Origin of the sequence: Pectobacterium peruviense, from assembly GCF_002847345.1 — a bacterium.
Lineage (GTDB): Bacteria > Pseudomonadota > Gammaproteobacteria > Enterobacterales > Enterobacteriaceae > Pectobacterium > Pectobacterium peruviense.
Window position 1 is genome coordinate 45119 of the sequence record NZ_LXFV01000026.1, and the last position, 22263, is coordinate 67381.

Here is a 22263-nt window from a genome sequence, read left to right on the forward strand (position 1 = left end):
TCCGCCATCAAAATAAACGTTGCGGATATTATGCATATCGGAGAAGACAACATGTACTACCTACACAATAAAAATTTCTGGATATTTGGCCTATTTTTCTTTTTCTATTTCTTTATCATGGGGGCTTACTTTCCCTTCTTCCCTATTTGGCTTCATGACATTAATCAAATAAGCAAAAGCGACACAGGCATCATTTTCGCCTGTATTTCTTTTTTCGCCTTACTATTCCAACCTATATTTGGCTTGCTGTCCGATAAATTAGGTCTGAGAAAACACCTGCTATGGATTATCACCATAATGCTCGTGTTTTTTGCTCCGTTCTTTATCTATGTTTTTGGCCCATTGTTAAAATACAACATCGTTTTAGGTTCTATCGTCGGCGGGATTTATCTCGGGTTTATCAACAACGGCGGCGCACCAGCCATTGAAGCCTATATCGAAAAAGTCAGCCGTCGCAGTCAGTTTGAATTTGGCCGTGCACGTCTGTTCGGCTGCCTCGGTTGGGCGCTCTGCGCCTCTATTGTCGGCATCATGTTTACCATCAATAACCAGTTTGTTTTCTGGCTTGGCTCCGGCTGTGCCGTCATCCTCGCCATTCTGTTGCTGCTGGCAAAACCAGAAATCTCATCCAGCGCTATCGTTGCCGATCAAGTAGGCTCCAACCAGAAACCGTTCAACCTGAAAATGGCGGCCGAACTGCTAAAAGAACGCAAAATCTGGTTCCTGACCCTCTATGTCGTCGGCGTTTCCTGCACCTATGATGTGTTCGATCAGCAGTTTGCCAACTTCTTCACCTCATTCTTCGAGACCCGGCAAGAAGGCACCAGAGTATTTGGCTACGTTACAACACTGGGTGAATTGCTTAATGCCACCATCATGTTTTTTGCGCCGCTTATTGTGAACCGTATCGGTGGTAAAAATGCCCTGCTCATTGCCGGTACAATTATGTCCGTGCGGATTATTGGCTCTGCTTTTGCCGACTCTGTGCTGGAAGTCATTGTGCTGAAAACGCTACACATGTTCGAAGTTCCTTTCCTGATTGTCGGCTGCTTCAAATACATTACCACCGTTTTTGAAGTCCGCTTCTCCGCGACGATTTATTTGGTGTGCTTCTGCTTCTTTAAACAGGTATCGATCATTTTCATGTCTATCTTTGCTGGCAATATGTATGACAGCATCGGCTTTCATGGCACTTACCTGATTTTAGGCGGTATTGCCCTTTCTTTTACGGCGATATCCCTCTTTACCCTGTCAGGAAAAGGGCCGTTATATGCCTTTTCTGATAAACAGAAAACATCGGTGAATACACTTTAGCGGCAGCAGGACACGATAAAATGCCGGTATTTGACAAAAATATCGGCAGATTGAACATTCTCTCACCGAACAGTGCGATTTTGTGGTTTACGCCTTTGACATGCGCGGCACACGCCGTTATTATGCGCCCCGTTCACACGATTCCTCTGTAGTTCAGTCGGTAGAACGGCGGACTGTTAATCCGTATGTCACTGGTTCGAGTCCAGTCAGAGGAGCCAAATTAGAAAATCCCGCTTAAGGCAACTTAAGCGGGATTTTTGCTTTTTAGCACTTTGTTTAATAAATTCATGTGCAAAGCGTTCCCTGCCTACATTCCGTTTTCACTCCGCATCAGGAGAATGAGGTGGTCAGATTTGGGGTCAAGTTGGTTCGATGACGGAGTGACCCCCAACTGTCTCTTAACGACTTGAAAATCCGCAACTTAAAACCTTCTAATAACGCCTTAAGAGTCTCAGATTCATAGCATGATTACTTCGTTGTTACGGAAAGAAGTTACCCCTGCATCTTGATGACAACTTTTCCCTTTGTATGCCCTTGGGCAAGATAGGAAAGTGCATCTTTTGTTTCAGCAAACGAAAACACCTTGTCGACCACTGGCTTGATTTGTTCCGTTTCAAGGAGTTTGCCAATTTGGGTCAGTTGAGCACCATCAGGTCGAACGAAGTGAAATGTGTAGGCAGTGCCCCGTTTTTTCGAAAGGCGCATAATCTTCCGGCTCATCAACCAGAAAACAAAAGTTAGAAAGACGTTTAGCCGCCGAGCCCGTGCGAATGCAACATCTAACGGCCCGATGAGAGAAACAATTATTCCTCCTGGCTTAAGCGTGTTGATAGATTTTTCAATCGCATCACCTCTGAGAGTGCCAAGTACAATATCGTAGCCACTCAACACGTTTTCGAAGTCTTGCTTTTTATAATCAACCACGTCATCTGGACCAAGATGACTTACCCATTCGACGTTGCCTGTACTCGTGGTCGTTCCCACCGTTGCACCAAGGTGTTTCGCCAATTGGATCGCAAAAGTGCCAATTCCCCCCGAACCTGCGGGGATAAAAACCTTCTGACCAGGCCGGAGTTTGGCACGCTCGATCAGTGCCTGCCAGGATGTGAGGCTCACCATCGGGAGTGAAGCCGCCTGCACAAAATCCAGGTTTGCTGGTTTCATGGCCGCCGCGTTCTCAGGTACCACGGCAAATTCGGCGAGAGAGCCCATTCCACTATCGAAAATGCTGGCAAAAATTTCATCGCCTGGCGCGAAACGAGTCACACGACTCCCTACGGCGATGACGACACCAGACAGGTCACTGCCCAATGTTGCAGGGAACGTAAAATGCAGAATTGACTTAAATATTCCGGTAGGGATCATATTGTCGATAGGGTTTAGCCCCACAGCGTAAACGTTAACCAAGATTTCATCAGCGTTGAGAGAAGGATAATCTACGTCATCGAATCCCAATTCAGAATGCTTACCATAACGTTTAAACGTGAAGGCTTTCATCGTCTTATTATTCATTTTTTATTTATCCTGTCGTATCAAGCTGAAGGCTATTACGCACAACTTGGTCGAGGAATTTTACGGGCGCAAATCTAAGCAAAAAATTCAACTAACCTGCCAATGTCCCCACAGTGTAGCGCAACTTAGGATGTGAACTCGGAGCCGCTTGATTTGTTAGCCGATGCCTCGCCAATTCCCGATGAGGCCCCGTAACAAGCACTACACGTTTATTTGCCATGCTGAGATAAGACCTTCATAAGTGGTTTGGGGCATACTCCTCTGCAGAACAGCCAAAGACTGTTATTCGCGTCCTGCAGAGTGCGACTCATTGATTAAAGGGCTTTATATCGCTCTGCGGCTTCATCTTGTTTGATGTCTGAAAGCAGAACCTGACGTGAAGTATCGAGGGTGTCCCAGCGTGCAGCATTATGTAACGGCGGGGTAGTGACGAGTTCACGGCGATCAAAGCCAACCAGTGCGGCATCCACTAACTCACCCACTTCCATGAATTTTGGCGAGTTAGTGATATCGATACCCGCACGGTCCCAAATTTCCGTGTAAGTGCCAGCAGGGAGCACCGCCTGGATATAAACGCCCTTAGATGATAGCTCGACATTCATTCCCTGAGACAGGAAAAGAACAAAGGCTTTGGTTGCGCCGTAAACCGTCATGGCAAATTCCGGGGCCAGGCCTACGACGGAACTGATATTAACGATCGAGCCTTCACCTGCTTGTACAAACCGTGGCGCAACGGCACTGGCCAGTCTCGTCAGAGCGGTGACGTTGAGTGCGATAAGGCTTTCTATCGATTCAGGCGTCTGCTCTGTAAAACTGCCGGACTGCGCGATACCCGCGTTATTGATAAGAATACCAATCTGCGTGTCTTCACGCAGACGGGTTTCGACCAAAGCTAAATCGTTAGTTTGCGTGAGATCAGCAGGCAAGACATCGACAGAAATGCCATTTTCCTGTCGCAAGCGATCGGCCAATGTATCTAACTTTGCTTTGTCACGAGCAACCAGAACAAGGTCGTGGCCCCGACGGGCGAAACGTTCGGCGTAAACTGCACCAATACCCGTGGATGCACCTGTAATGAGAACTGAAGCTTTAGTCATAAGTTGATCTTCTTTATTAATGTGTAAACAGAATTCGCAATGTGCGATGTATGTAGAACCGTGACACTCACAGATTTACTTGCTGGCCTCGGCAAGCGACGGGTAATCTGTGTACCCTTGGGCGCCACCGCCATAAAGTGTTTCAGGATTGAGTGAGGCCAGAGGTGCGCCCGTCTTCAGCCTTTCGACCAGATCAGGATTGGAGATGAACGAACGACCAAACGCGAACAGGTCGGCTTTGCCTTCAGAGAGGTGAGTTGAAGCCAACGTCAGGTCATAGCCGTTATTGCCAATGTAGGTATTTTTAAAGCGTCGACGCAGAGAATCGTAATCAAACGGTGCTGCATCACGCGGGCCGCCCGTAGCGCCTTCAACGACATGGAGATACACGATGCCTAACGCATTGAGTTGATCAGCGACATAGTTATATTGTTGCTGCGGATCACTGCAAGAAATCGCATTAGCAGGGGAAACCGGTGAAATGCGCACACCTGTGCGATCTGCACCAATCTCCTCTTTAACGGCCGCCGTGACTTCTAACAGCAGGCGCGCACGATTCTCGACAGAGCCGCCGTACTCATCAGTACGCTGATTAGCCCCATCTTTGAGGAACTGTTCCAGCAGGTAACCATTCGCACCATGAATCTCAACACCATCAAACCCAGCAGCAATGGCATTAGCAGCGGCTTTTCTGAAATCATCGATAATCCCCGGAATTTCCTGCAACTCAAGCGCACGTGGCTCAGAGACGTCAGAGAACCCATTGTTCACAAACGTTTTCGTCTTGGCTCGAATGGCTGAAGGGGCAACTGGCGCTGCGCCATTAGGTTGTAAGTCGACATGCGATATACGCCCTACGTGCCATAGCTGTACGAAGATATGCCCGCCTTTTGCATGAACCGCATCAGTCACTTTACGCCATCCTGCAATTTGCGCTGGCGTATAGATCCCCGGGGTATCTTGATAGCCCTGCGCTTGTGTAGAGATCTGCGTAGCTTCAGTAATCAACAGACCGGCTGTGGCACGCTGTGCGTAATACGTTGCTGTCAGTTCGCTGGGTACCAGACCTTTTCCGGCACGATTGCGTGTTAACGGTGCCATCACAATGCGGTTGGTGAGCGTTAATGGCCCAAGACTATAGGGTTGGAATAATTGTCGGTTCGTCATGCTTGTTCCCTTGATAGTGATTTGTGAAACGCTAGACATAATGATGATGATCGTAATCTAAAAAGTCAAACGGTTTGATTACGATCATCATCAATGTATACTTGTGGCATACATTTTTAAGAAAAGGCCATAAAACGATGAAAGTTTCGAAAGAGCAGGCTCGCGAAAATCGAATGCGTATCGTTGAGACAGCCTCGGTGTTATTTCGTGAGCGGGGGTATGACGGCGTGGGTATAGCTGAACTCATGTCAGCCGCAGGTTTAACACACGGCGGATTTTACAAACACTTTAGCTCCAAGGCAGATTTGATGTCGGAGGCGATGAGCTGCGGTTTTTCGCATTCGATAGAAAATACCGTGGGTATCGATATGGCTGGTTTTATAGAGCAATATCTCTCTCGCAAGCATCGTGATTCGATGGGAAATGGCTGCGTGATGTCAGCGCTTGGTGTTGATTCAGCACGCCAGTCAGCATCAATTAAGGAAAGTTTCGCAGCTGGAATTGAGAATCAACTGGCTACATTAGAAAGCGAGAATGGGTCGGGAGACGACGTGCGCGCCGAAAGAATTAGCGCCCTTGCTCACCTTGTTGGTGCTCTGGTACTGTCTCGTGCCTGCCCTGATGATTCGGCCCTCGCCGATGAGATCCTAAAAGTTTGCCGCTCACGTATTCTCAGTCAAGAGGCACTATTTCCCGGTAAATAATTAATTCTTCTCAAATTTACCGGCGAGAAGCCTCCAGACAGAGGCGAGGAAAAATAACTGACCATTCGCAGTGTGACTGAATTTATTTCTGCAGGAAGGTTTTAAGCTGCTCGGAGAATTTCAGCGGTTCTTTTAGATGCAGGAAATGATCGCCGTTTTCATTTTTACTATAAACAATCATCTGACCATCAGGCACGGTTTCCGCTATCCAGCGCTGACTTTCCACCCAGTTACTGTATTCGCCAGACACCACCAGCGTAGGCCGTGCAATTTTTTTGGAAACCACATACACCTCATAATCCTCTTTCAGAAGATGAATGAGATTGATGTATTCAGCGCCGTTGGACGACCATTCTGGGATAAAAACGAGCGGAGTACCCTTACCTGCTTTCCAATAGGACAGTGACACACCATCATTCGTCTGGAACGAACCGATCTCCAAACCTTCCACATCTGAGAGCTTAGCTAGCAATCCCTGGATGGCATTAGGAAAATCGAAATCTCGCCCAAAGTGTTGCAATGCTGTTTTACGCATAATTTTTGCCTCTTCTGGCTTTTAACGGCCTGTTATCTGAAAACAAATACATTTTACTGAGCTAGTTCTTTAGTATGTAGAGCAGAAAATGAAAGTAGGCATTCCATATTTGAGAGGAATAAATAGTGGATCTGAATGCGCTTAACATGTTCTTGATGGCCGCCCGTTGCGGCAGCCTGACTGCCGCCGCCTGGGAGAACAACATCCCGCTGCCGACGCTGAGTCGCAGGATTCAGGGGTTGGAAAAAGAGCTCAAGGTGCTGCTGCTTGAACGAACAGCGAAAGGCTGAAAGGTAACGGAAGCCGGGAAAAGATTACTTAACCACGCAAGCTCTGCGATGGATATCCTTAACGACGCGGAACAGTCTGTGGTGTCAGGTAATCCTCATATTACCGGACGACTGCGACTGACGCTTCCCCAGTCTATGGGGCCCTGGTGGGAAATCATCAGGCAGTTTCAGCAGACATACCCACGCATTGCGATAAACGTGTATTCCACCGAGAGAAGAGTGGATCTGATATCCGACAGGGTCGATGTGGCATTACGAGTGGGTACCATCGCTGATGATTTCGTTGTTGCACGACATTTAATGGATTTTCGCCATATCCTTGTTGCCAGCCCAGAGTTACTGAAGGTGTCACTGCCTCTGCGTGAACCGTCTGATCTGATGCAGTTCCCCTGTGCAGCCTGGGGAGCCGTTATTGACGCACACCCTGTCTGGATGCTGGGCAATCACGCTTATGACGTCCCAGCCATATTTACAGTAAATGATTATCTTCATTTACGGGCTGGCGCCCTTGTCGGGGATTTCATCACTGAACTACCGGTGTTTTTTGCTGCTGAATATATCAAAAGAGGAGAGCTAACTGAGCTGCTGCCGGAGCATCCGTTGCCCTATTCGTCTTTGCATCTGGTATACAAAAAGCAGCAGCACATCTCTTCAACGGCCAGAGCCTATATTGATTTTTGTACAGCGCACATCGACAAATTATCAGAACAATGTCGCGTTCCATCCGATGCTTATCTCAGGGATAAATGATGTCAGCAGCGCTCTCTCGATAAGATTAATGACCGTATTTAAAATTAAACCCTAGTGCGTCACCCGTCGTGTCGTATTCGCGGAAGTTGTAGATCAGAGGCTTCCATTTTGACGAGTCGATAACATCATTTGATCCTAATAGCTCGCTCTCCACCCAGACATTAACAATATCCAGTTCGACAAGAATAAAACGCCCTTTGTCTGTGGTGCTGACAGTCTTACATTCTACCTGAATAGGGCATTCAATCACCCGAGTCGGTGTAATATCGGTCGAGGCTTCAGAATGAAGACCGACTTTGGAGAATTTATCGTGGCATATCTGAACGCCCCATTTTATCTGACCTTCAGATAGCGTATCGCTTCCGGTCAATTTACCCAGTTCTTCAACCTTCTCCCAAAGTTTGTAATCAGGAATATTAATAACCACATCAGAACCGGATAATAAATTACTACAGGTCTTACTTCCTTTGGTGACGCCGATAATGATTTTATCACCGAGAGAAATTGACGATGATACAGAGGAAATATTGATATTCCCGCTGCTATTATCCGTTGTCGTAACAAGAAAAACCGGAAATCCGTAATAAAATGAACTGAGTTTTACATTCTTTTTCATTTGAGTTCATACCTCATAAGAGATTAGCGTTATATTTTTTCATTTTTACTCTTTTGATTTCCACTTAACAATAACCCTAATTGAGTATCGGCAATACAACCTTTTTACGAGTGGCTTGGTATTGTAAGAATTTAACTAGCAAAAAATAATTCACAAGCACAGAAAGAGGTATATGATATGCATCATATGGTTTTTCACTTCCCGATCCATAATGCGGTTGGGTAAAAGATGAGGTTTAAACATGGAACGAATTGTCATCCCAGCGAATTATGTTCATACCCGAACAACACCGTTTTGGACAAAGGAGACTGCACCCGCGTCTATCTGGCAGCGCCATTTAGATGCCGGAACACGGCAAGGTGTTTACCCGCGTTTGTGCGTGATGCAAGGGACAATTCGTTATTATGGTTATACCGATGAAACGAGTTCTGAGCCAGTCGAAACGCTGACCATTGAAGCCGGACAATTTGGCGTATTCCCTCCAGAAAAGTGGCACAGAATTGAAGCGTTATCTGATGATACGTTATTCAACGTAGATTTTTATGTCGATCCAAAAATTCTGATAGAAGGTTGAGGTAAAAAGAATGACAACTGAAAATAAAGGATATTCATTAACACTGCTGAACCGCGATAATAATGAAAAAGCAGAGAAAGTTTATCTTAAACCGATGGCTTTTTATGTACCCGATTTCGCTGCTAGTGCGGTTGAAGAATTAGTCAAAAATCTGTCTTTAACCGACGACAATAACAAAGGTTTTTTGCTGACGGTAACCAATAATAATAATGGCGTAGCTGTTGACAAAGATTTCCCTGCAATTGCGGCGTTGAAAGATAAAACCGTTTCCGCTGACGCAGTGAAAGAATTGGTTAATATCGTGCGTGGTTACGATGCGGATGAAGACACTAACGTCTGCGGCTGGTAAAGCGGCATAGCACGATAATTATTCAGGCTGTATATACGCAGACTTTCACGCAACTCGAATAATTTAAGATATATCGTTAGTACAGCCATACCTATTTATTAAAAACAGGCGCTGGATGTCTTTTGACTGAACAAGCGCCCCCTGCCCCCTACTCTCCAATTACTCAACACAGTCATTCACGCCGCAGTGTAGGCTTATCGACCATAACCATCAATATGACGACTCTTTTTGTCTGTGTCGCTCACTAACCTGAAAAGTGCAGTCACGTTAGCATTAGCTGATTACCTAATTCAGTAAGAGAAACCTGTCTATAGCGATTCGTATAACACAATTATACCATCCCGACGAATAGCGGCATTTAGATTAATAATTATTACGCTAATTATCAATTAACTTAATCATTAGCATTGAAAAACTAAGAATGGAAAGAAAATAGACTTTAAAACCCTATAAGGCGTTATTAAAATAACCATAAATACTTAAACATTTTTTATATAATGCCGATTTGTTATGAAACCGCGTGGTCTGCCTGCGTTTATGGCTACAGCACACAGCGTCGTATTCCACGTAGTAAGAGAGAAAGAATAAAAAGACTGTAGTCGCAGATGAAAATACATGGAGTTTTTTCAAATGAAATCAAGCAATATTCTGTTGTCTTCACTGTTCATGGCCGCCCTTTTTGCATCAGCGGCTGCTAATGCGGGCCCGAAATTCAATGTGACCTTTAAGAACCTTAGTGCATCCAGTGCTCCAGACGCTGTTTTTTCGCCAACGACAACAGCAGAAGTTTTCTCACAGGCGAATGCTTCACCTACACCAAGCGAATTCGTCAAATCTGGGAATTCAAATCAATATACGATCTCCAATCCAATCAGTGACGTTGGTTCGATGCACGTTCGCTACAAGGTTGGAACCAAGGTTTGCCAGTTTGATATGACATATACTGTGAAGTATGTGTTGGGAAATAAAATCCCCCAATGGACTAAGAGCACCACACCTGGCAACGGTGCACGCTGCGATCTGAGGGTGACTTATGCCAACGTTAATACTCACGACTCAGACGTAGAAATCACCATGAGATAACACCCGTACTAAAAAATAGCTGAGCAACGCTCAGACGTTTTTTATGAATAGGGATAAGCTGCATTAGTCGTTACTTATCCCTTCATCACAACGAGTGAGAAGAACGAATGATTAACTTCAATGGCCTTGCAAAAAGTACGGTGGCAGATACGCAGTCCACTAATAACAGTCGTTTGATAAAAAAGCAGGAAAACGTATCCGAAGGCACACAGCAAGCATCTACAGGGTCTGATGGTTATTCAAATAAAAAATATAACGGCATCACCACACTGGCAAAACAGCTTAGCGATGCCGCCGTCAGAGCCGAAGCCAGAGATGCCACTAGTGACCGCAGTACATTGGCAGCCAAAGCCAAAAGCGCGAATAATGAGATCCTCGGCGAGAATTACGCTAATAACAAAAAAGCGCACGATGCGGAAATACCTGATAGCGATGACCCTGAGCGATTAGCCAGAGCGAAACAAGCTACGGCGTATAATAACCGTCAAGGAAGCAACCCCTTTAAGGGCCTGTCTCGTGAACAATTGGCACTGATTACCTATGACGACAGCGGAACTTTTACCGTGAATGAGCGAAGAGCAGCCTGGAGCGAAGCTTACGATCAAGAAGAAGTCTGGCGCACGATGGCAATAGCCCAAAGTAAGCTGGAGTGGAATCGCGGTGAGTTTAAACAAACCGAATTTTTCAAAATGGTGTTATCTCATCATGAAAGCCTGCCATTAATCGAACAAGCACAGGCACCGGAAGGCTATGTACCACGTCTGAAGTACCTGATAGAAATGGACTTCAACTTTATGACTGGGGAATCAGGCAAAGACGACGATCCGTTCAACCGCCTATTTGAGCTCCTTTCCCCCACCAAGCTTCACTTAGAAGATGGTAAGCTCACTCTGGATGCAACCAAAGATGCCTGATGAGCAGATGACTACCTCTGCATAGGCATTTATGACTGTGCTGCGATGACGTCAAAAGCGCTGGTTTGATCTTTTTTCCGCGCGACTTTATTGGCGTACATTGCGGCATCGGCTCGACGGATTACGCCGTCAGGCTCATCAACGGAAGGATCTGCCATAACGATCCCCATGCTTGCGCCTAAGTATTCGATACTGACCGAACCGAGCGGGTAATTCCCCTGCAATACCGGTGTAATGCTGTCACTGAAGGAAGAAACCACGCGATAGTCTTCTCCCGACGCAACGTTTACCATCCGGGCAAAAACAAATTCATCGCCACCAAGACGCCCGACGACATCCCCCGGATTCCCTCACATTAGCAAACGTTGAGCAACCTCTTGTAAGAAGATATCACCCGCTTTGTGGCCAAACTGGTCGTTAATCTTTTTAAAACCATCGAGGTCAATGAACACAATCAGCACCTGCTGATTGTCATTCTCGGCCTGAGAAAACAGCGCTTCCAGCGAGTAAAATACGCCTCGGCGATTAAGCAACCCAGTCAGTGAATCGGTGTAAGAATACTCATGTAACGCAGCATTTGCGGCCGTCAATTGCTGCACCAGCCACTCTTTTTGCACCTGTTGAGCTATCAGTTGCGCGAATAAACTGAGGATCTGCTCACCCTTGGTTGTCAGCGGCTTATGGTCGGAACTTGCTGCACAGAGAGTGCCGTATAATTGTCCATCATCCATGCGCACTGGCGTGCTAGCGTAGGTCATAATACCCAGCTCCTTCGCCGCCTGCGAATCACTCCAGCATTCGGCCACATTAGGCGTATAGCTCTGTCCTTCGTCAAGCGCACGTTTGCACAGCGTGTCATGCCACGGAACCGACACACCTTCAGGGATATTGAGTGTTTTGGTGTTGTGAGCAAACAGGATACTTTGAAATCCGGCTTCGGTATCTACTTGCGTCAGGTAGGTCGACTCCAGGTCGGTGACCAGTTCCAACATAACCAATAACTGGCGAACCAGCCCCTCGAAGGAAGCCTCTGAACGTAATGCGTCCGAAAGGTGAGAAAGCAAATTATCAGTCATAACAATAAATCCTAACGGTGCATATTTTTAAATAAAAACAATCAATTAATATAATTCGTGACGTATTTAAAACCGCTATCGGCGCAAACTGATTATATCTACGATAGCCTCCCCGTGTTACAGAAATCATACGCACCTTTCGTCTCTCACCCACCGATTTGCACTCTGTGAGTTTACCTCGTTCTGTTTTCTATAATCGGTTAAGAAGCACCATATTTTATGCAACATGCCTGAGATTCATCGTCCCCGTCAGGCTAAACCTTTCATTCTGCTATTGCCATCACACTTACCCATCAAGGCTGCACGATCTGTTTGACTTTCCCGCATGCGAGGACTTACAACAGCAGCACAGGCGTGTAACTAGTTTTCTAGGCAAGACCTGAAGCTCTCCCACTCAACACCATGGGAAAAGCTTCAGGTCTTTTTTCATTTCTGGATCAGGGGAATCGTCGTATGAGCCACACAGCAGCAGATAATAACGCGACAGCCTATGCCACCACCGCTGAAAAAATCGTCACATTAGTCGGTGGAATTGACAACATTGAACACATTGAACATTGCTCTACACGACTTCGGTTGAGCCTTTACGACAACAGCCGGGTGAACCAGCGCGAACTGGAAAAAGTGCCCGGCGTGCTGGGCGTTCGCGTCAACGTGCAGTGTCAGGTGATTATCGGTAGCGAAGTCATGCAGGTTTACGATGCGGTGCAGCATCTCGCTGCTGGCCGTAAGGAAACCGCCCGCACTACACCAGCAAAAACCAGCCGTACGGCTTTGGTTATCGATTTTATCATCAGCGTTTTTCAGCCGCTGGTGCCTGCGATTGCCGGTGGCGGCGTGCTCAAATCGCTGTTATTGCTGATGGACTTACTCGGCTGGCTCACCAAAGACAGTTCAACGTATAAAGTGCTGGATAACATCGGTTCCGCCCCGCTCTATTTCCTACCGATTCTGGTGGGCATTACCACCGCGATGAAGCTGAAAGTGAATGTGCTGGTCGCCGTTTCCGCCGTCTCCGTCATGGTGCTGCCCGCCATGTCTAAACAACTGGCGGAAGGCGCAGAGTTTCTCTCTCTCGACCTGAAGAACGTCGCTTACGCGTCACAGGTTTTCCCAGCGATTCTGTGCGTGCTTTTTTACGCACAAACCGAAAAAATCTTTAACCGCTACTCGCCGAGCGCCCTGCGTATTTTCCTATCGCCGATGCTCTCGCTGTTGGTAACCGTTCCCGTCACGCTGTTGGTTCTGGGGCCGCTCGGCTATGAACTCGGTGCAGGTTTGGCTAGCGTGATCCTCTGGCTATACAGCAAGCTCGGTTTTGTGGCGACAGCGCTGCTCGCCGCCGCATTGCCCTTCATGGTGGCGTCGGGGATGCATAAACCGATGCTGCCTTATGCCGTTTCATCCATGAGCCAGTTTGGTAAGGAAATGCTCTACCTTCCCGCGTCGCTCGCCCACAACATTGCCGAATCCGGTGCCTGTATGGCGATTGCGCTCAAGAGCAAAGACAAAACGCTAAAATCGACGGCGCTTTCAGCCGGTATTTCCGCCCTATTCGGTATTACCGAACCCGCGCTGTACGGGATTACATTGCTGAATAAAAAAGCGCTCTACAGCGTGCTGGCTGGTAGTCTGGTCGGCGGCGCGTTTATCGGGTGGATGGCAGTTGAAGCCTTTGCGCTGGTTGGCCCCGGTCTGGCAAGCATCTCCATGTTCGTCTCTCCGGAAAATAGCTGGAACATCGTCTACGCCATCGCCGGTGCCGCGCTCTCTTTTGTCATTGCCTTTCTCTCCGCGCTGTTCCTCTGGCGAGAAGAAAAAACCGTTGCCGCAATAGAGGAAGAAGAACGCCATCACGCGGTTACCGAGTGCCAGTTCGCCAGCCCGATTGAAGGAAAAGTGATTCCGCTGGAAAGCGTGAATGACGAAATTTTCTCCAAACGTATTATGGGTGACGGCATCGCTATCATCCCAGAGAAAGGCGTGCTCTACGCTCCGGCAAGCGGCACCATTGAAAACGTGTTTGAAACCGGTCACGCCGTCAGCATGCTCACCGACAGCGGTGCCGAACTGATTTTCCATATCGGCATCGATACCATAAAACTCAATGGTCAGGGATTTCAGCCGAAAGTCGCGGCGGGACAGCAGGTTAACACTGGCGATATCCTCGTTGAATTTGACCTCGATAGCCTCATCGCTGCGGGTTACGATCCCGTTGTCATGATGGTCATCACCAACAGCGAGTGCTTTCGCGTGATACCGGAAGCTACTGACGTAGTCATCCATCCCCACACCATCATCATGACCTTAAAGGAGTCTGTGTAATGGATAAAAACATCGCATTCCCGGAACACTTTTTATGGGGCGGCGCGATTGCCGCGAATCAGGCCGAAGGCGCCTGGAATGAGGACGGCAAAGGGCCGTCGGTCGCGGACGCCATCACCTGGAAGCCGAATCTCGATCTGAAGAATTACCATGCTCACATGGCGCTGACGGATGAAAACATCTCTGATGCGTTCAACGGGAAAAATGACGCGTTCTATCCCAAACGGCGCGGCATCGATTTTTACCACCGCTACCAAGGCGATCTGGCACTATTTGCTGAAATGGGCTTCAAGGTGCTACGCGTCTCCATCGCCTGGTCGCGTATTTTCCCTACCGGAGAAGACAGCACGCCGAATGAGGCCGGTTTACAATTTTACGACGATCTGTTCAGTGAGATACGTAAGCGTGGCATCGAGCCGCTGGTGACACTTTCACATTATGAAATGCCATTAGCGCTGAGTGAGAAATACAACGGCTGGGTGCACCGTAATGTGTTGGATGCCTTTGTGCGTTTCAGCAATGTCTGCTTCGATCGTTATAAGCATCTCGTCCGCTATTGGCTGACCTTTAACGAGATCGACAGTATCCACCGTCACCCGTTTACCACGGCGGGTATCCGTGAAGAGAAAAGCGCACCGGGTCAGGCTCAACAAGATATTTATCAGGGGCTGCATCACCAGTTTGTCGCCTCGGCTCTCGTCACCCGCGACTGCCATGAAAAAATCCCCGGCAGTCAGGTGGGTTGCATGCTGACCAAGCTAACAACCTATCCGCATTCCTGCCGACCACAGGATGTCGAAGCGGCGTTGAAGAAGAATCTCGAAAATTATTTCTATGCCGATGTGCAGGTGTTCGGCGAATACCCACCGCTTATCAAACGCGATCTTGAACGGCGCGGTATACACATCACTATGCAGCCCGACGATCTGGCGATTCTCAAGCAGCACACCGTGGATTTTGTGTCGTTTAGCTACTACATGTCGCTTACCGAATCCACACAGCCAGACGCCGAGAGAATACCGGGAAATACCGTTCTGGGGGTGAAAAACCCGTACCTTCCCGCCTCAGATTGGGGGTGGCAGATCGACCCCATCGGACTGAAAATCTCCCTGCTGGAACTTTACGATCGCTACCAGAAACCACTGTTTATTGTCGAGAATGGTCTGGGCGCGAAAGACATTGTCGAGAACGGCAAAATCCACGATCCTTATCGCGTTGACTATTTCCGCTCACATTTCGAGCAAATGCGTGAAGCGATTGGCGAAGGCGTTGAGTTGATGGGGTTCACCAGTTGGGGAGCGATTGACATCATCAGCGCTGGCACCTCACAGATGTCCAAGCGCTATGGCTTCATCTACGTCGATCAGGATGACGAAGGCAACGGTTCGCTGGCGCGTCTGAGAAAGGATTCGTTCTACTGGTATCAAAAAGTCATCGCCACCAACGGCAGCGATCTCACCTGACGGACAGACTTAGTCGCAGGCGAGGTGTGTCATCGCAGGGCGCTGCCATGATCAAAAAGTCATCGTGACCAGAAAGCTAGCGTGATGAGGAAACCCGTGTGATTAAAGTGAAGAAAGCCTTAAACAACAGCATGCTGTTAGTCGATCATGAACAGCAGGAGATGATCCTGTTGGGTAAAGGTATCGGATTTGGTGCCAGACCCGGTTCCTTGATTGATGTGACGCACGTTGAGCAGGTTTTCATTCCACTGGAAAACCTGAAATCGCGCCATTTTCTCTCCTTGACCGGCACCATTCCTGCGGCTTTTTTTGACGTTACGCAGGAGATCGTCACGCTGGCGCAAAGTCAGTACGCCGAAAAACTGAATTCGGTGCTGTTCTTTACGCTGGCGGAACATCTCTATTTTGCGGTTGAACGCGGCAAAACGGGCAACCACTTCATCAATAAGCTCAGTTGGGAAGTAAAACGCTATTACCAAAAAGAGTACGCCATCGGGATGCAGGCAAAAGATTGCGTGTCGGCACGCTTTAACGTCACGCTGCCTGATGATGAAGCTGTCAACATTGCGTTTCACTTGATTAATGCCGCTGGCAGCGCCGAAATTGCCGATGCGCATCAGCAGGTTCAGTTGGTGAATCGTCTGGCAGAAATTGTCCGCTATAAATTAAACAAGAATATTGATGTCAACGCCGTCGATTATCTCCGTTTTATCACCCATCTTCGCTATTTCTCCGAGCGAGTGATTGCGCGCAAAATCGCGCCGGGACACACCGACGATTTCTATCAGGAGCTACTGAAACACTACCCTGAGGCGATGGCTATTTCCTGGGCCATCCGAGATTACGTTCAGGAAAAATACCAAATGGCCTTACCGAAAGACGAGCTCACCTGGCTGACTATTCATATCAGCAGGCTGGCCGCAAGTCAGACGCCGTAGTCATCGCTTTACTCAATACAGCAAATCATCACTGTTTTTATCAATATTCCCACAAGTAAAACGCTGATTTCTCCTGATGCACGCGTAGGTTGACCCTCATCACGATAGTGAACAAACCGCGTTAATGAGATTGCAAACAAGAGTGATTATCATATATTGTTTTAATCGCCTGCCGAAAATATCTCCTTATTTTATTAATTTATGCATCACATTTACTCTGGAGAAGATAATAACATGTCAAAAACGCTGTCTGTTCTGCGCAAAAAAGCGCGCCTGCTCACGCTGGCCTCATCGCTGATGGTGGCCTATGCATTGCCAGCTGTCGCCGCAGAAGATTCCCTGACTCTCTACACCACGCGCGAACCAGGGCTGATTCAGCCGCTGCTTGATGCCTTCACCAAAGAGACATCCGTCAAAGTAAACACCGTGTTCATCAAGGACGGCATGCTGGAACGCGTGAAAGCAGAAGGCCAAAATTCACCGGCTGACCTGCTGATGACCGTTGATGCTGGCAACCTGATCGATCTGGTGGAAGCGGGCGTCACGCAGCCGATTCAGTCCAGCACGTTAACCGACGTCATCCCTGCTGCGCTGCGCGATAAAGACAACCAGTGGTTTGGCCTGTCGATGCGTTCCCGAGTACTTTATGCGGAAAAATCACTGCCGCTGACCGGCATTACTTACGAAAATCTGGCCGACCCGAAATGGAAAGGCAAAGTATGTATCCGTGCGGGTCAACACCCTTACAATACCGCGCTGGTAGCAGCAATGATCGCACACCATGGCGAAGCTAAAACCGAAACCTGGCTGCGCGGTGTGAAAGAGAATCTGGCACGTAAAGCCACTGGCGGTGACCGCGATGTCGCACGCGATATCCTCGGCGGTATCTGTGATGTGGGTCTGGCGAATTCTTATTATGTCGGCCACATGAAGAATGCCAAAGAAGGCACCGATGCCCGTAAGTGGGGCGATGCCATCAAAGTGGTTCAGCCTACCTTTGAAAACGGCGGTACGCACGTCAATATCACTGGCGCAGCCGTTGCACGCCATGCGCCGCATAAAGATCAAGCCGTGAAGCTGATGGAATATCTGGTTTCCGCCCCTGCTCAGCAGCTCTACGCACAGGCGAACTATGAATACCCAGTTCGCAAAGGCGTTACGCTGGATTCCACCATCGGCAGCGCGATTGGTGAAGTGAATGTGGATAGCATTCCGCTGACTGACATCGTTAAATTCCGTAAACAAGCTAGTCAGTTGGTAGATAAAGTTGGATTCGATCAATAAGACCGGTTCGTCAACCCTGCGCGGCGCCTTCGGGCGGCCGCGCCTCTTTTTTTCTCCGCTTCGCATCGCCGCCGTCGTCATTGCGCTTGGCGTACTGGCTCCGCTGGTTTCTCTGCTTTGGCTAGCGGCGGGTGCGGGCGTTGGCCATTGGGATCACCTGACGCGCTACGTGCTGCCCGATGCTGCGCTAAACACGCTGATTCTGCTGGTCGGCGTCGGCGCATTAGTGATGGTGATTGGCGCGGGCTGCGCCTGGCTGGTGACCGCATTTGATTTCCCCGGCAGACAGTTCGTTAGCTGGGCGCTGCTGCTACCGCTGGCGATGCCAACTTATATTGTCGCGTTTGCCTGGCTCGATCTACTGCACCCTATCGGCCCGATTCAGGAAGCGATCCGCAGCGTGCTGGGCTACGACAGCCCACGCCAGTTCCGCCTGCCAGATCTACGATCCATGACAGGCGCGATTCTACTGCTTGGGTTGGTGCTCTATCCGTACGTTTACCTGACCATGCGCGCCATGTTTATCAGCCAGCCCGCACACCTGCTGGAAGCCGCACGCACGCTGGGCTTGAGCGCGACGGGCACCTTTCTGCACGTTGCCCTGCCGATGGCACGTCCTGCGCTTGCCGTCGGCACTAGTCTGGCGTTGCTGGAAACGCTGAATGATATTGGCGCGTCCGAATTCCTTGGGGTGAATACGCTGACAGTGACGGTCTACACGACTTGGGTCACCCGTTCGGATTTACCCGCTGCGGCACAGATCGCTTGCACCATGCTAACGGTGGTCATTCTGTTGCTGACACTGGAATATTATGGTCGGAAAAACCAGCGCTACGGCACCAGCCGACAGATGCGCGGCATCATACCGACACCATTGAAAGGCGTCCGTGCGGGGCTGGCGACCTACGCAACCACGTTGCCGATTCTGCTTGGCTTTATCGCCCCAGCCCTCTTTCTCGCGTGGGAAAGCGCCAAACGACTGGGCGATAACGTGACGATCTCCGCGGGTCTGATACAGTCGTTACAGAACTCGCTGCTGCTGGCCGTTGGTGTCACGCTGGTCGTTACCGTCGTTAGCCTGATTATTGCGTGGTATGCCCGCCATTCTGCCATCACTGACCGAACGCCAGAACGACGCCGTACCCTATTGAGAATCGCCTCACTGGGCTATGCCGTTCCCGGTACTGTACTCGCCATCGGCCTGCTGACGCCCGGTATGGCGACGGATAATTTCCTCGCCGACCTGATCGGTTATAAAGGATTACCGCTGCTTTCAGCCGGTATCCTGCTGGTGGTCTGCTGCGCTATTCGCTTTATGGCGATTGGGATAGGCGCGCTTGATGCCGGGCTGACACGCATTCCGCCCGTGATGGAACAGGCGTCGCGTTTGCTGGGTGAAAGCGAGTTGGTGACGTTTTTCCGCGTGCATCTTCCCCTGCTGCGCCCAGCACTGGTGACCAGCGCGCTACTGGTGTTTGCCGATGCAATGAAGGAACTTCCTGCGACACTGCTGCTCCGCCCCGTCAATTTCGAGACGCTGGCGACCGTCCTCTATGCCGAGGCCGCCAGAGGTACCTATGAGGAAGGCGCGATTGCCGCACTGCTGATCGTGCTGGCCGGTACACTCCCCGTTGTGCTGCTGGCACGAAGTCAGCTAAAAACGTCGATTGAGAAAGAATGAAAATCATGAGGAAGAGTCAAGGTGCCTGAGGCTACACTCGTTCTGAATAATGTCCACGTCGCCTACGGGCACAAGCATAATTTCCATCATGTGCTGAACGGTTTCTCCATGCAGGTGGTCGCAGGGGAACTGGCCTGTTTACTCGGTGCATCCGGATGCGGCAAAACCACAGCGTTGCGCGCCATTGCCGGTTTCGAACACGTGACTCAGGGAACGATTCACGTCGGCGGGCGCTGCGTGGCGGGCCCAGACATGCATCTGCCACCGGAACAGCGCAACGTCGGGATGGTGTTTCAGGACTACGCGCTGTTTCCCCATCTGACTGCCGCGCAGAACATTGCCTTTGGCCTGCGAAAACAGCCGAAAGATCTTCAGCAATCGCGCGTCCGAGCCATGCTTGAATTGGTCGATCTCGCCGCGTTAGGGCAGCGCTATCCACATGAGATGTCCGGCGGACAACAGCAGCGTATCGCGCTGGCACGCGCATTAGCGCCTCAACCTGCCGTGCTACTGCTCGACGAACCGCTATCCAGCCTCGACCCCGACAGCCGAAAACGACTCGGGCAGGAAGTCCGCGACATCCTGCGCGACGCCGGACAAACCGCGCTTTTAGTCACGCACAGTGAACAGGAAGCCGAACTCATGGCCAGCCACATTGGCTATTTGAAAGAAGGTGCGTTGGAATGGCGGGAACAGCGCTAACAGCAGCTACATGATTTTAAAAAAAAACATGATTTAAAAACAAAAAAACAGGGAGCACACCACAACGCTCCCTGCTCTTGTTTGTTACCAACGCAGCATAACTACGCGTTGCCCTGCCTATGTTTATCCGCGTATTCCGGGCTATTGATCCACTGGTGATCCGCTTCCCAGGTGAAACGCCACTGGCGCGTGGGGCCAGCCATCACATTCAGATAATAGCTGTCATAACCCGCAATCGTGGCGACCGGATGGTAGCCTCGCGGTACCTGCACCACATCCCTATCGTGTACCGCCATGCATTCATCTAATGAACGGTCATCGGTATAGACGCGTTGCAGGCAGAACCCTTGTTCTGGATTCAACCGGTGGTAATAGGTTTCTTCCAGATAAGTTTCCTGCGGCGGATTATCGACGTCATGCTTGTGGCTAGGATAGGAGCTGGTACAGCCCTCGTCGGTGTACACTTCGACCACCAACAGGCTATCCGCCGCTTTATCCTCCGGCAAAATGTTATGCACGTAGCGCTGGTTATTGCCGACGCCACGCTGCTCGGCGTCAATATCCTGCGGCGCGATCAGCCGGGTCGGATGTGTGCCGAACCCCGGTGCAGCGCACACTGCCAGCTCCAGCGCGGTGTGTGCCGTCACCGTAATCGTTTCGCCAGCTGTGGCATAAACCGCATAGGGCTTTCTGCGCTCGAACGGGCTCATTCGGTCGCCAATCTGCTCGAAATGCTCACTCGGCGTGACAACGGTAGCTTTACCGCTGACCAGTACCAGACAGCGTTCGTTATCGCTGGCGGGTAGCGATAGGACCTGCCCCGGTGCCAGTTGGTACATATCGAACCCCACATATCGCCAGCCCGCCGTTTCCGGCGTGATGTGTTGCGTGCGCCCGTGTTCATCAGGCGCGCGATGACGAGATAAGAGTCGGGACATCTTGTTACCTCCTATACCACCACAAATCAGATCAGTTCCGCCTGCTGGGCGAAACGTTGCAAGTTATTGTAGCCCAGCGTGGCATAGGTTAGCGGATGTGCGACGGCCGGATCCTGTTCCGCTTCGACAACCAGCCATCCGCTGTAATTATTAGCTTTCAGGATGCTGAACACCGCTGGATAATCAATGCAGCCATCGCCTGGCACGGTAAAGACGCCGCTTAGCACCGCGTCCAGAAAACTGGTTTTACGGTTTTTCACGTCTTTCAGCACGTCTGGGCGGATATCTTTGCAGTGAACGTGGTTGATACGATTAATCCAGCGTTTGGCCACCGCTACCGGATCGGCTCCCGCGAACGTCAAGTGACCGGTATCCAGCAGCAGCCCGACTTCCGGCCCGGTGTGTTCCATCAAATTATCCACGTCCTGCGCACTTTCAATTACCGTGCCCATATGATGGTGATAAGCAATCTGCACGCCCTGACTTTGCGTGTAGCGCGCAAATTCAGTCAACTTTTTGCCATATTCAGGCCAGCGTTCTTCTGGGAAACGCGGACGCAGATGAACCGGTTTCTGCTGGTCGCCGTGAATCGCGCCCGTCACTTCTGCAAACACCAGCACCGTCGCGCCGAGATCCCGCAATAGCGCCAGATGCCCCTGCACCGCTTCGATCTCTTCTTCAACCGAGCGGGTCAGTAGTTCACCGGAATACCAGCCGGAAACTAAGCGCAAGTCGTGCGCTTGCAGGATCGGCCCCAGTACGCTGGCCTGACGTGGGAACTTGTTGCCTAATTCAAAACCAGCGAAACCCGCCTGCCGCCCTTCAGTCAAACAGGTTTCCAGCGGCGTGTCCGCGCCCAGAGAAGGCAGATCGTCATTTGTCCAGGTGAGTGGATTTATACCAAGTTGAACAGTCATGTTATTTTCCCTTTATTCGATCACATAGAAACGG

The 22263-nt window shown here is 49.8% G+C and carries 21 protein-coding genes, 1 tRNA gene and 1 pseudogene; 15 read left to right on the forward strand and 8 right to left on the reverse strand.

The features are described from left to right. The first annotated feature begins 51 nt into the window (after nucleotides 1–51). Nucleotides 52–1314, forward strand: a complete 1263-nt coding sequence (locus A0G03_RS17625; protein WP_048259423.1) for an MFS transporter — start codon at nucleotides 52–54, stop codon at nucleotides 1312–1314. Nucleotides 1315–1456: 142 nt separating this feature from the next. Next, nucleotides 1457–1532 (forward strand) — tRNA-Asn (locus tag A0G03_RS17630). A 274-nt stretch (nucleotides 1533–1806) separates the two neighbouring features. Here A0G03_RS17630 and A0G03_RS17635 read toward each other — a convergent pair. From A0G03_RS17635 to A0G03_RS17650, 3 genes are all read right to left on the reverse strand, one after another. Continuing rightward, entirely contained in the window at nucleotides 1807–2826 is a 1020-nt protein-coding gene (locus tag A0G03_RS17635; protein WP_048259422.1) for an NADP-dependent oxidoreductase, read from the reverse strand. 314 nt (nucleotides 2827–3140) lie between these two features. Next, the gene (locus A0G03_RS17645; RefSeq protein WP_048259421.1) at nucleotides 3141–3923 is read right to left on the reverse strand and encodes an SDR family NAD(P)-dependent oxidoreductase; all 783 of its coding nucleotides are present in this window, start codon (nucleotides 3921–3923) and stop codon (nucleotides 3141–3143) included. 75 nt (nucleotides 3924–3998) lie between these two features. Continuing rightward, nucleotides 3999–5090: an alkene reductase gene (locus A0G03_RS17650; protein WP_048259420.1), complete on the reverse strand. Its 1092-nt coding sequence runs from the start codon at nucleotides 5088–5090 to the stop codon at nucleotides 3999–4001. A 137-nt stretch (nucleotides 5091–5227) separates the two neighbouring features. Between A0G03_RS17650 and A0G03_RS17655 the strand changes: the two genes are divergently transcribed. After that, nucleotides 5228–5794, forward strand: a complete 567-nt coding sequence (locus tag A0G03_RS17655; RefSeq protein ID WP_048259419.1) for a TetR/AcrR family transcriptional regulator — start codon at nucleotides 5228–5230, stop codon at nucleotides 5792–5794. 82 nt (nucleotides 5795–5876) lie between these two features. Here A0G03_RS17655 and A0G03_RS17660 read toward each other — a convergent pair whose 3' ends face one another. Next, complete coding sequence (locus A0G03_RS17660) at nucleotides 5877–6329, reverse strand: alpha/beta fold hydrolase (protein ID WP_048259418.1); 453 nt, start codon at nucleotides 6327–6329, stop codon at nucleotides 5877–5879. Nucleotides 6330–6454: 125 nt separating this feature from the next. On the opposite strand from A0G03_RS17660, the gene A0G03_RS22020 reads away from it, so the two are divergent. Together A0G03_RS22020 and A0G03_RS17665 are read left to right on the forward strand one after the other, a co-directional pair. Continuing rightward, complete coding sequence (locus A0G03_RS22020; protein ID WP_223250585.1) at nucleotides 6455–6619, forward strand: LysR family transcriptional regulator; 165 nt, start codon at nucleotides 6455–6457, stop codon at nucleotides 6617–6619. A gap of 48 nt (nucleotides 6620–6667) precedes the next feature. After that, entirely contained in the window at nucleotides 6668–7369 is a 702-nt protein-coding gene (locus A0G03_RS17665; protein WP_223250584.1) for a substrate binding domain-containing protein, read from the forward strand. A gap of 25 nt (nucleotides 7370–7394) precedes the next feature. Here A0G03_RS17665 and A0G03_RS17670 read toward each other — a convergent pair whose 3' ends face one another. After that, on the reverse strand, nucleotides 7395–7985 hold the full coding sequence (locus A0G03_RS17670; protein WP_048259417.1) for a flavin reductase family protein: 591 nt from the start codon (nucleotides 7983–7985) through the stop codon (nucleotides 7395–7397). A 241-nt stretch (nucleotides 7986–8226) separates the two neighbouring features. Here A0G03_RS17670 and A0G03_RS17675 point away from each other — a divergent pair, with 241 nt between their 5' ends. The 4 genes from A0G03_RS17675 (at nucleotide 8227) to A0G03_RS17690 (ending at nucleotide 10905) form a co-directional block, all read left to right on the forward strand. Continuing rightward, on the forward strand, nucleotides 8227–8559 hold the full coding sequence (locus A0G03_RS17675) for a TehB family protein (protein WP_048259416.1): 333 nt from the start codon (nucleotides 8227–8229) through the stop codon (nucleotides 8557–8559). A 10-nt stretch (nucleotides 8560–8569) separates the two neighbouring features. After that, the gene (locus tag A0G03_RS17680) at nucleotides 8570–8908 is read left to right on the forward strand and encodes a DUF1869 domain-containing protein (RefSeq protein WP_048259415.1); all 339 of its coding nucleotides are present in this window, start codon (nucleotides 8570–8572) and stop codon (nucleotides 8906–8908) included. Nucleotides 8909–9538: 630 nt separating this feature from the next. After that, entirely contained in the window at nucleotides 9539–9991 is a 453-nt protein-coding gene (locus tag A0G03_RS17685; protein ID WP_048259465.1) for a hypothetical protein, read from the forward strand. A 107-nt stretch (nucleotides 9992–10098) separates the two neighbouring features. Next, complete coding sequence (locus tag A0G03_RS17690) at nucleotides 10099–10905, forward strand: hypothetical protein (protein ID WP_048259414.1); 807 nt, start codon at nucleotides 10099–10101, stop codon at nucleotides 10903–10905. A gap of 29 nt (nucleotides 10906–10934) precedes the next feature. On the opposite strand, the pseudogene A0G03_RS17695 reads toward A0G03_RS17690, so the two are convergent. Next, nucleotides 10935–11981: pseudogene (locus tag A0G03_RS17695) on the reverse strand (sensor domain-containing diguanylate cyclase). 453 nt (nucleotides 11982–12434) lie between these two features. On the opposite strand from A0G03_RS17695, the gene A0G03_RS17700 reads away from it, so the two are divergent. From A0G03_RS17700 to A0G03_RS17725, 6 genes are all read left to right on the forward strand, one after another. Beyond that, nucleotides 12435–14306: a beta-glucoside-specific PTS transporter subunit IIABC gene (locus A0G03_RS17700; RefSeq protein WP_048259413.1), complete on the forward strand. Its 1872-nt coding sequence runs from the start codon at nucleotides 12435–12437 to the stop codon at nucleotides 14304–14306. After that, nucleotides 14306–15769 (forward strand): glycoside hydrolase family 1 protein, encoded by a 1464-nt coding sequence (locus A0G03_RS17705; protein WP_048259412.1) that lies wholly within the window; start codon nucleotides 14306–14308, stop codon nucleotides 15767–15769. The genes A0G03_RS17700 and A0G03_RS17705 overlap by 1 nt, the downstream gene beginning before the upstream one ends. A gap of 98 nt (nucleotides 15770–15867) precedes the next feature. Continuing rightward, nucleotides 15868–16707, forward strand: coding sequence for a PRD domain-containing protein (locus A0G03_RS17710; protein ID WP_048259411.1), 840 nt, complete (start codon nucleotides 15868–15870; stop codon nucleotides 16705–16707). Between the two features lie 234 nt (nucleotides 16708–16941). Next, nucleotides 16942–17991 carry a Fe(3+) ABC transporter substrate-binding protein gene (locus A0G03_RS17715; RefSeq protein WP_039296147.1) on the forward strand — a complete coding sequence of 350 codons (1050 nt, stop codon included), beginning with the start codon at nucleotides 16942–16944 and terminating at the stop codon, nucleotides 17989–17991. Next, nucleotides 17975–19672: an ABC transporter permease gene (locus A0G03_RS17720; protein ID WP_048259410.1), complete on the forward strand. Its 1698-nt coding sequence runs from the start codon at nucleotides 17975–17977 to the stop codon at nucleotides 19670–19672. Before A0G03_RS17715 ends, A0G03_RS17720 begins: the two co-directional genes overlap by 17 nt. Nucleotides 19673–19693: 21 nt before the next feature. After that, nucleotides 19694–20374, forward strand: coding sequence for an ABC transporter ATP-binding protein (locus A0G03_RS17725; protein WP_048259409.1), 681 nt, complete (start codon nucleotides 19694–19696; stop codon nucleotides 20372–20374). A gap of 101 nt (nucleotides 20375–20475) precedes the next feature. Here the strand turns inward: A0G03_RS17725 and iolB are convergent, their stop codons facing one another. Then, nucleotides 20476–21312, reverse strand: a complete 837-nt coding sequence (gene iolB / locus A0G03_RS17730; protein ID WP_048259408.1) for a 5-deoxy-glucuronate isomerase — start codon at nucleotides 21310–21312, stop codon at nucleotides 20476–20478. Between the two features lie 26 nt (nucleotides 21313–21338). Beyond that, on the reverse strand, nucleotides 21339–22229 hold the full coding sequence (gene iolE, locus A0G03_RS17735) for a myo-inosose-2 dehydratase (protein WP_048259407.1): 891 nt from the start codon (nucleotides 22227–22229) through the stop codon (nucleotides 21339–21341). Nucleotides 22230–22263 lie beyond the last annotated feature (34 nt).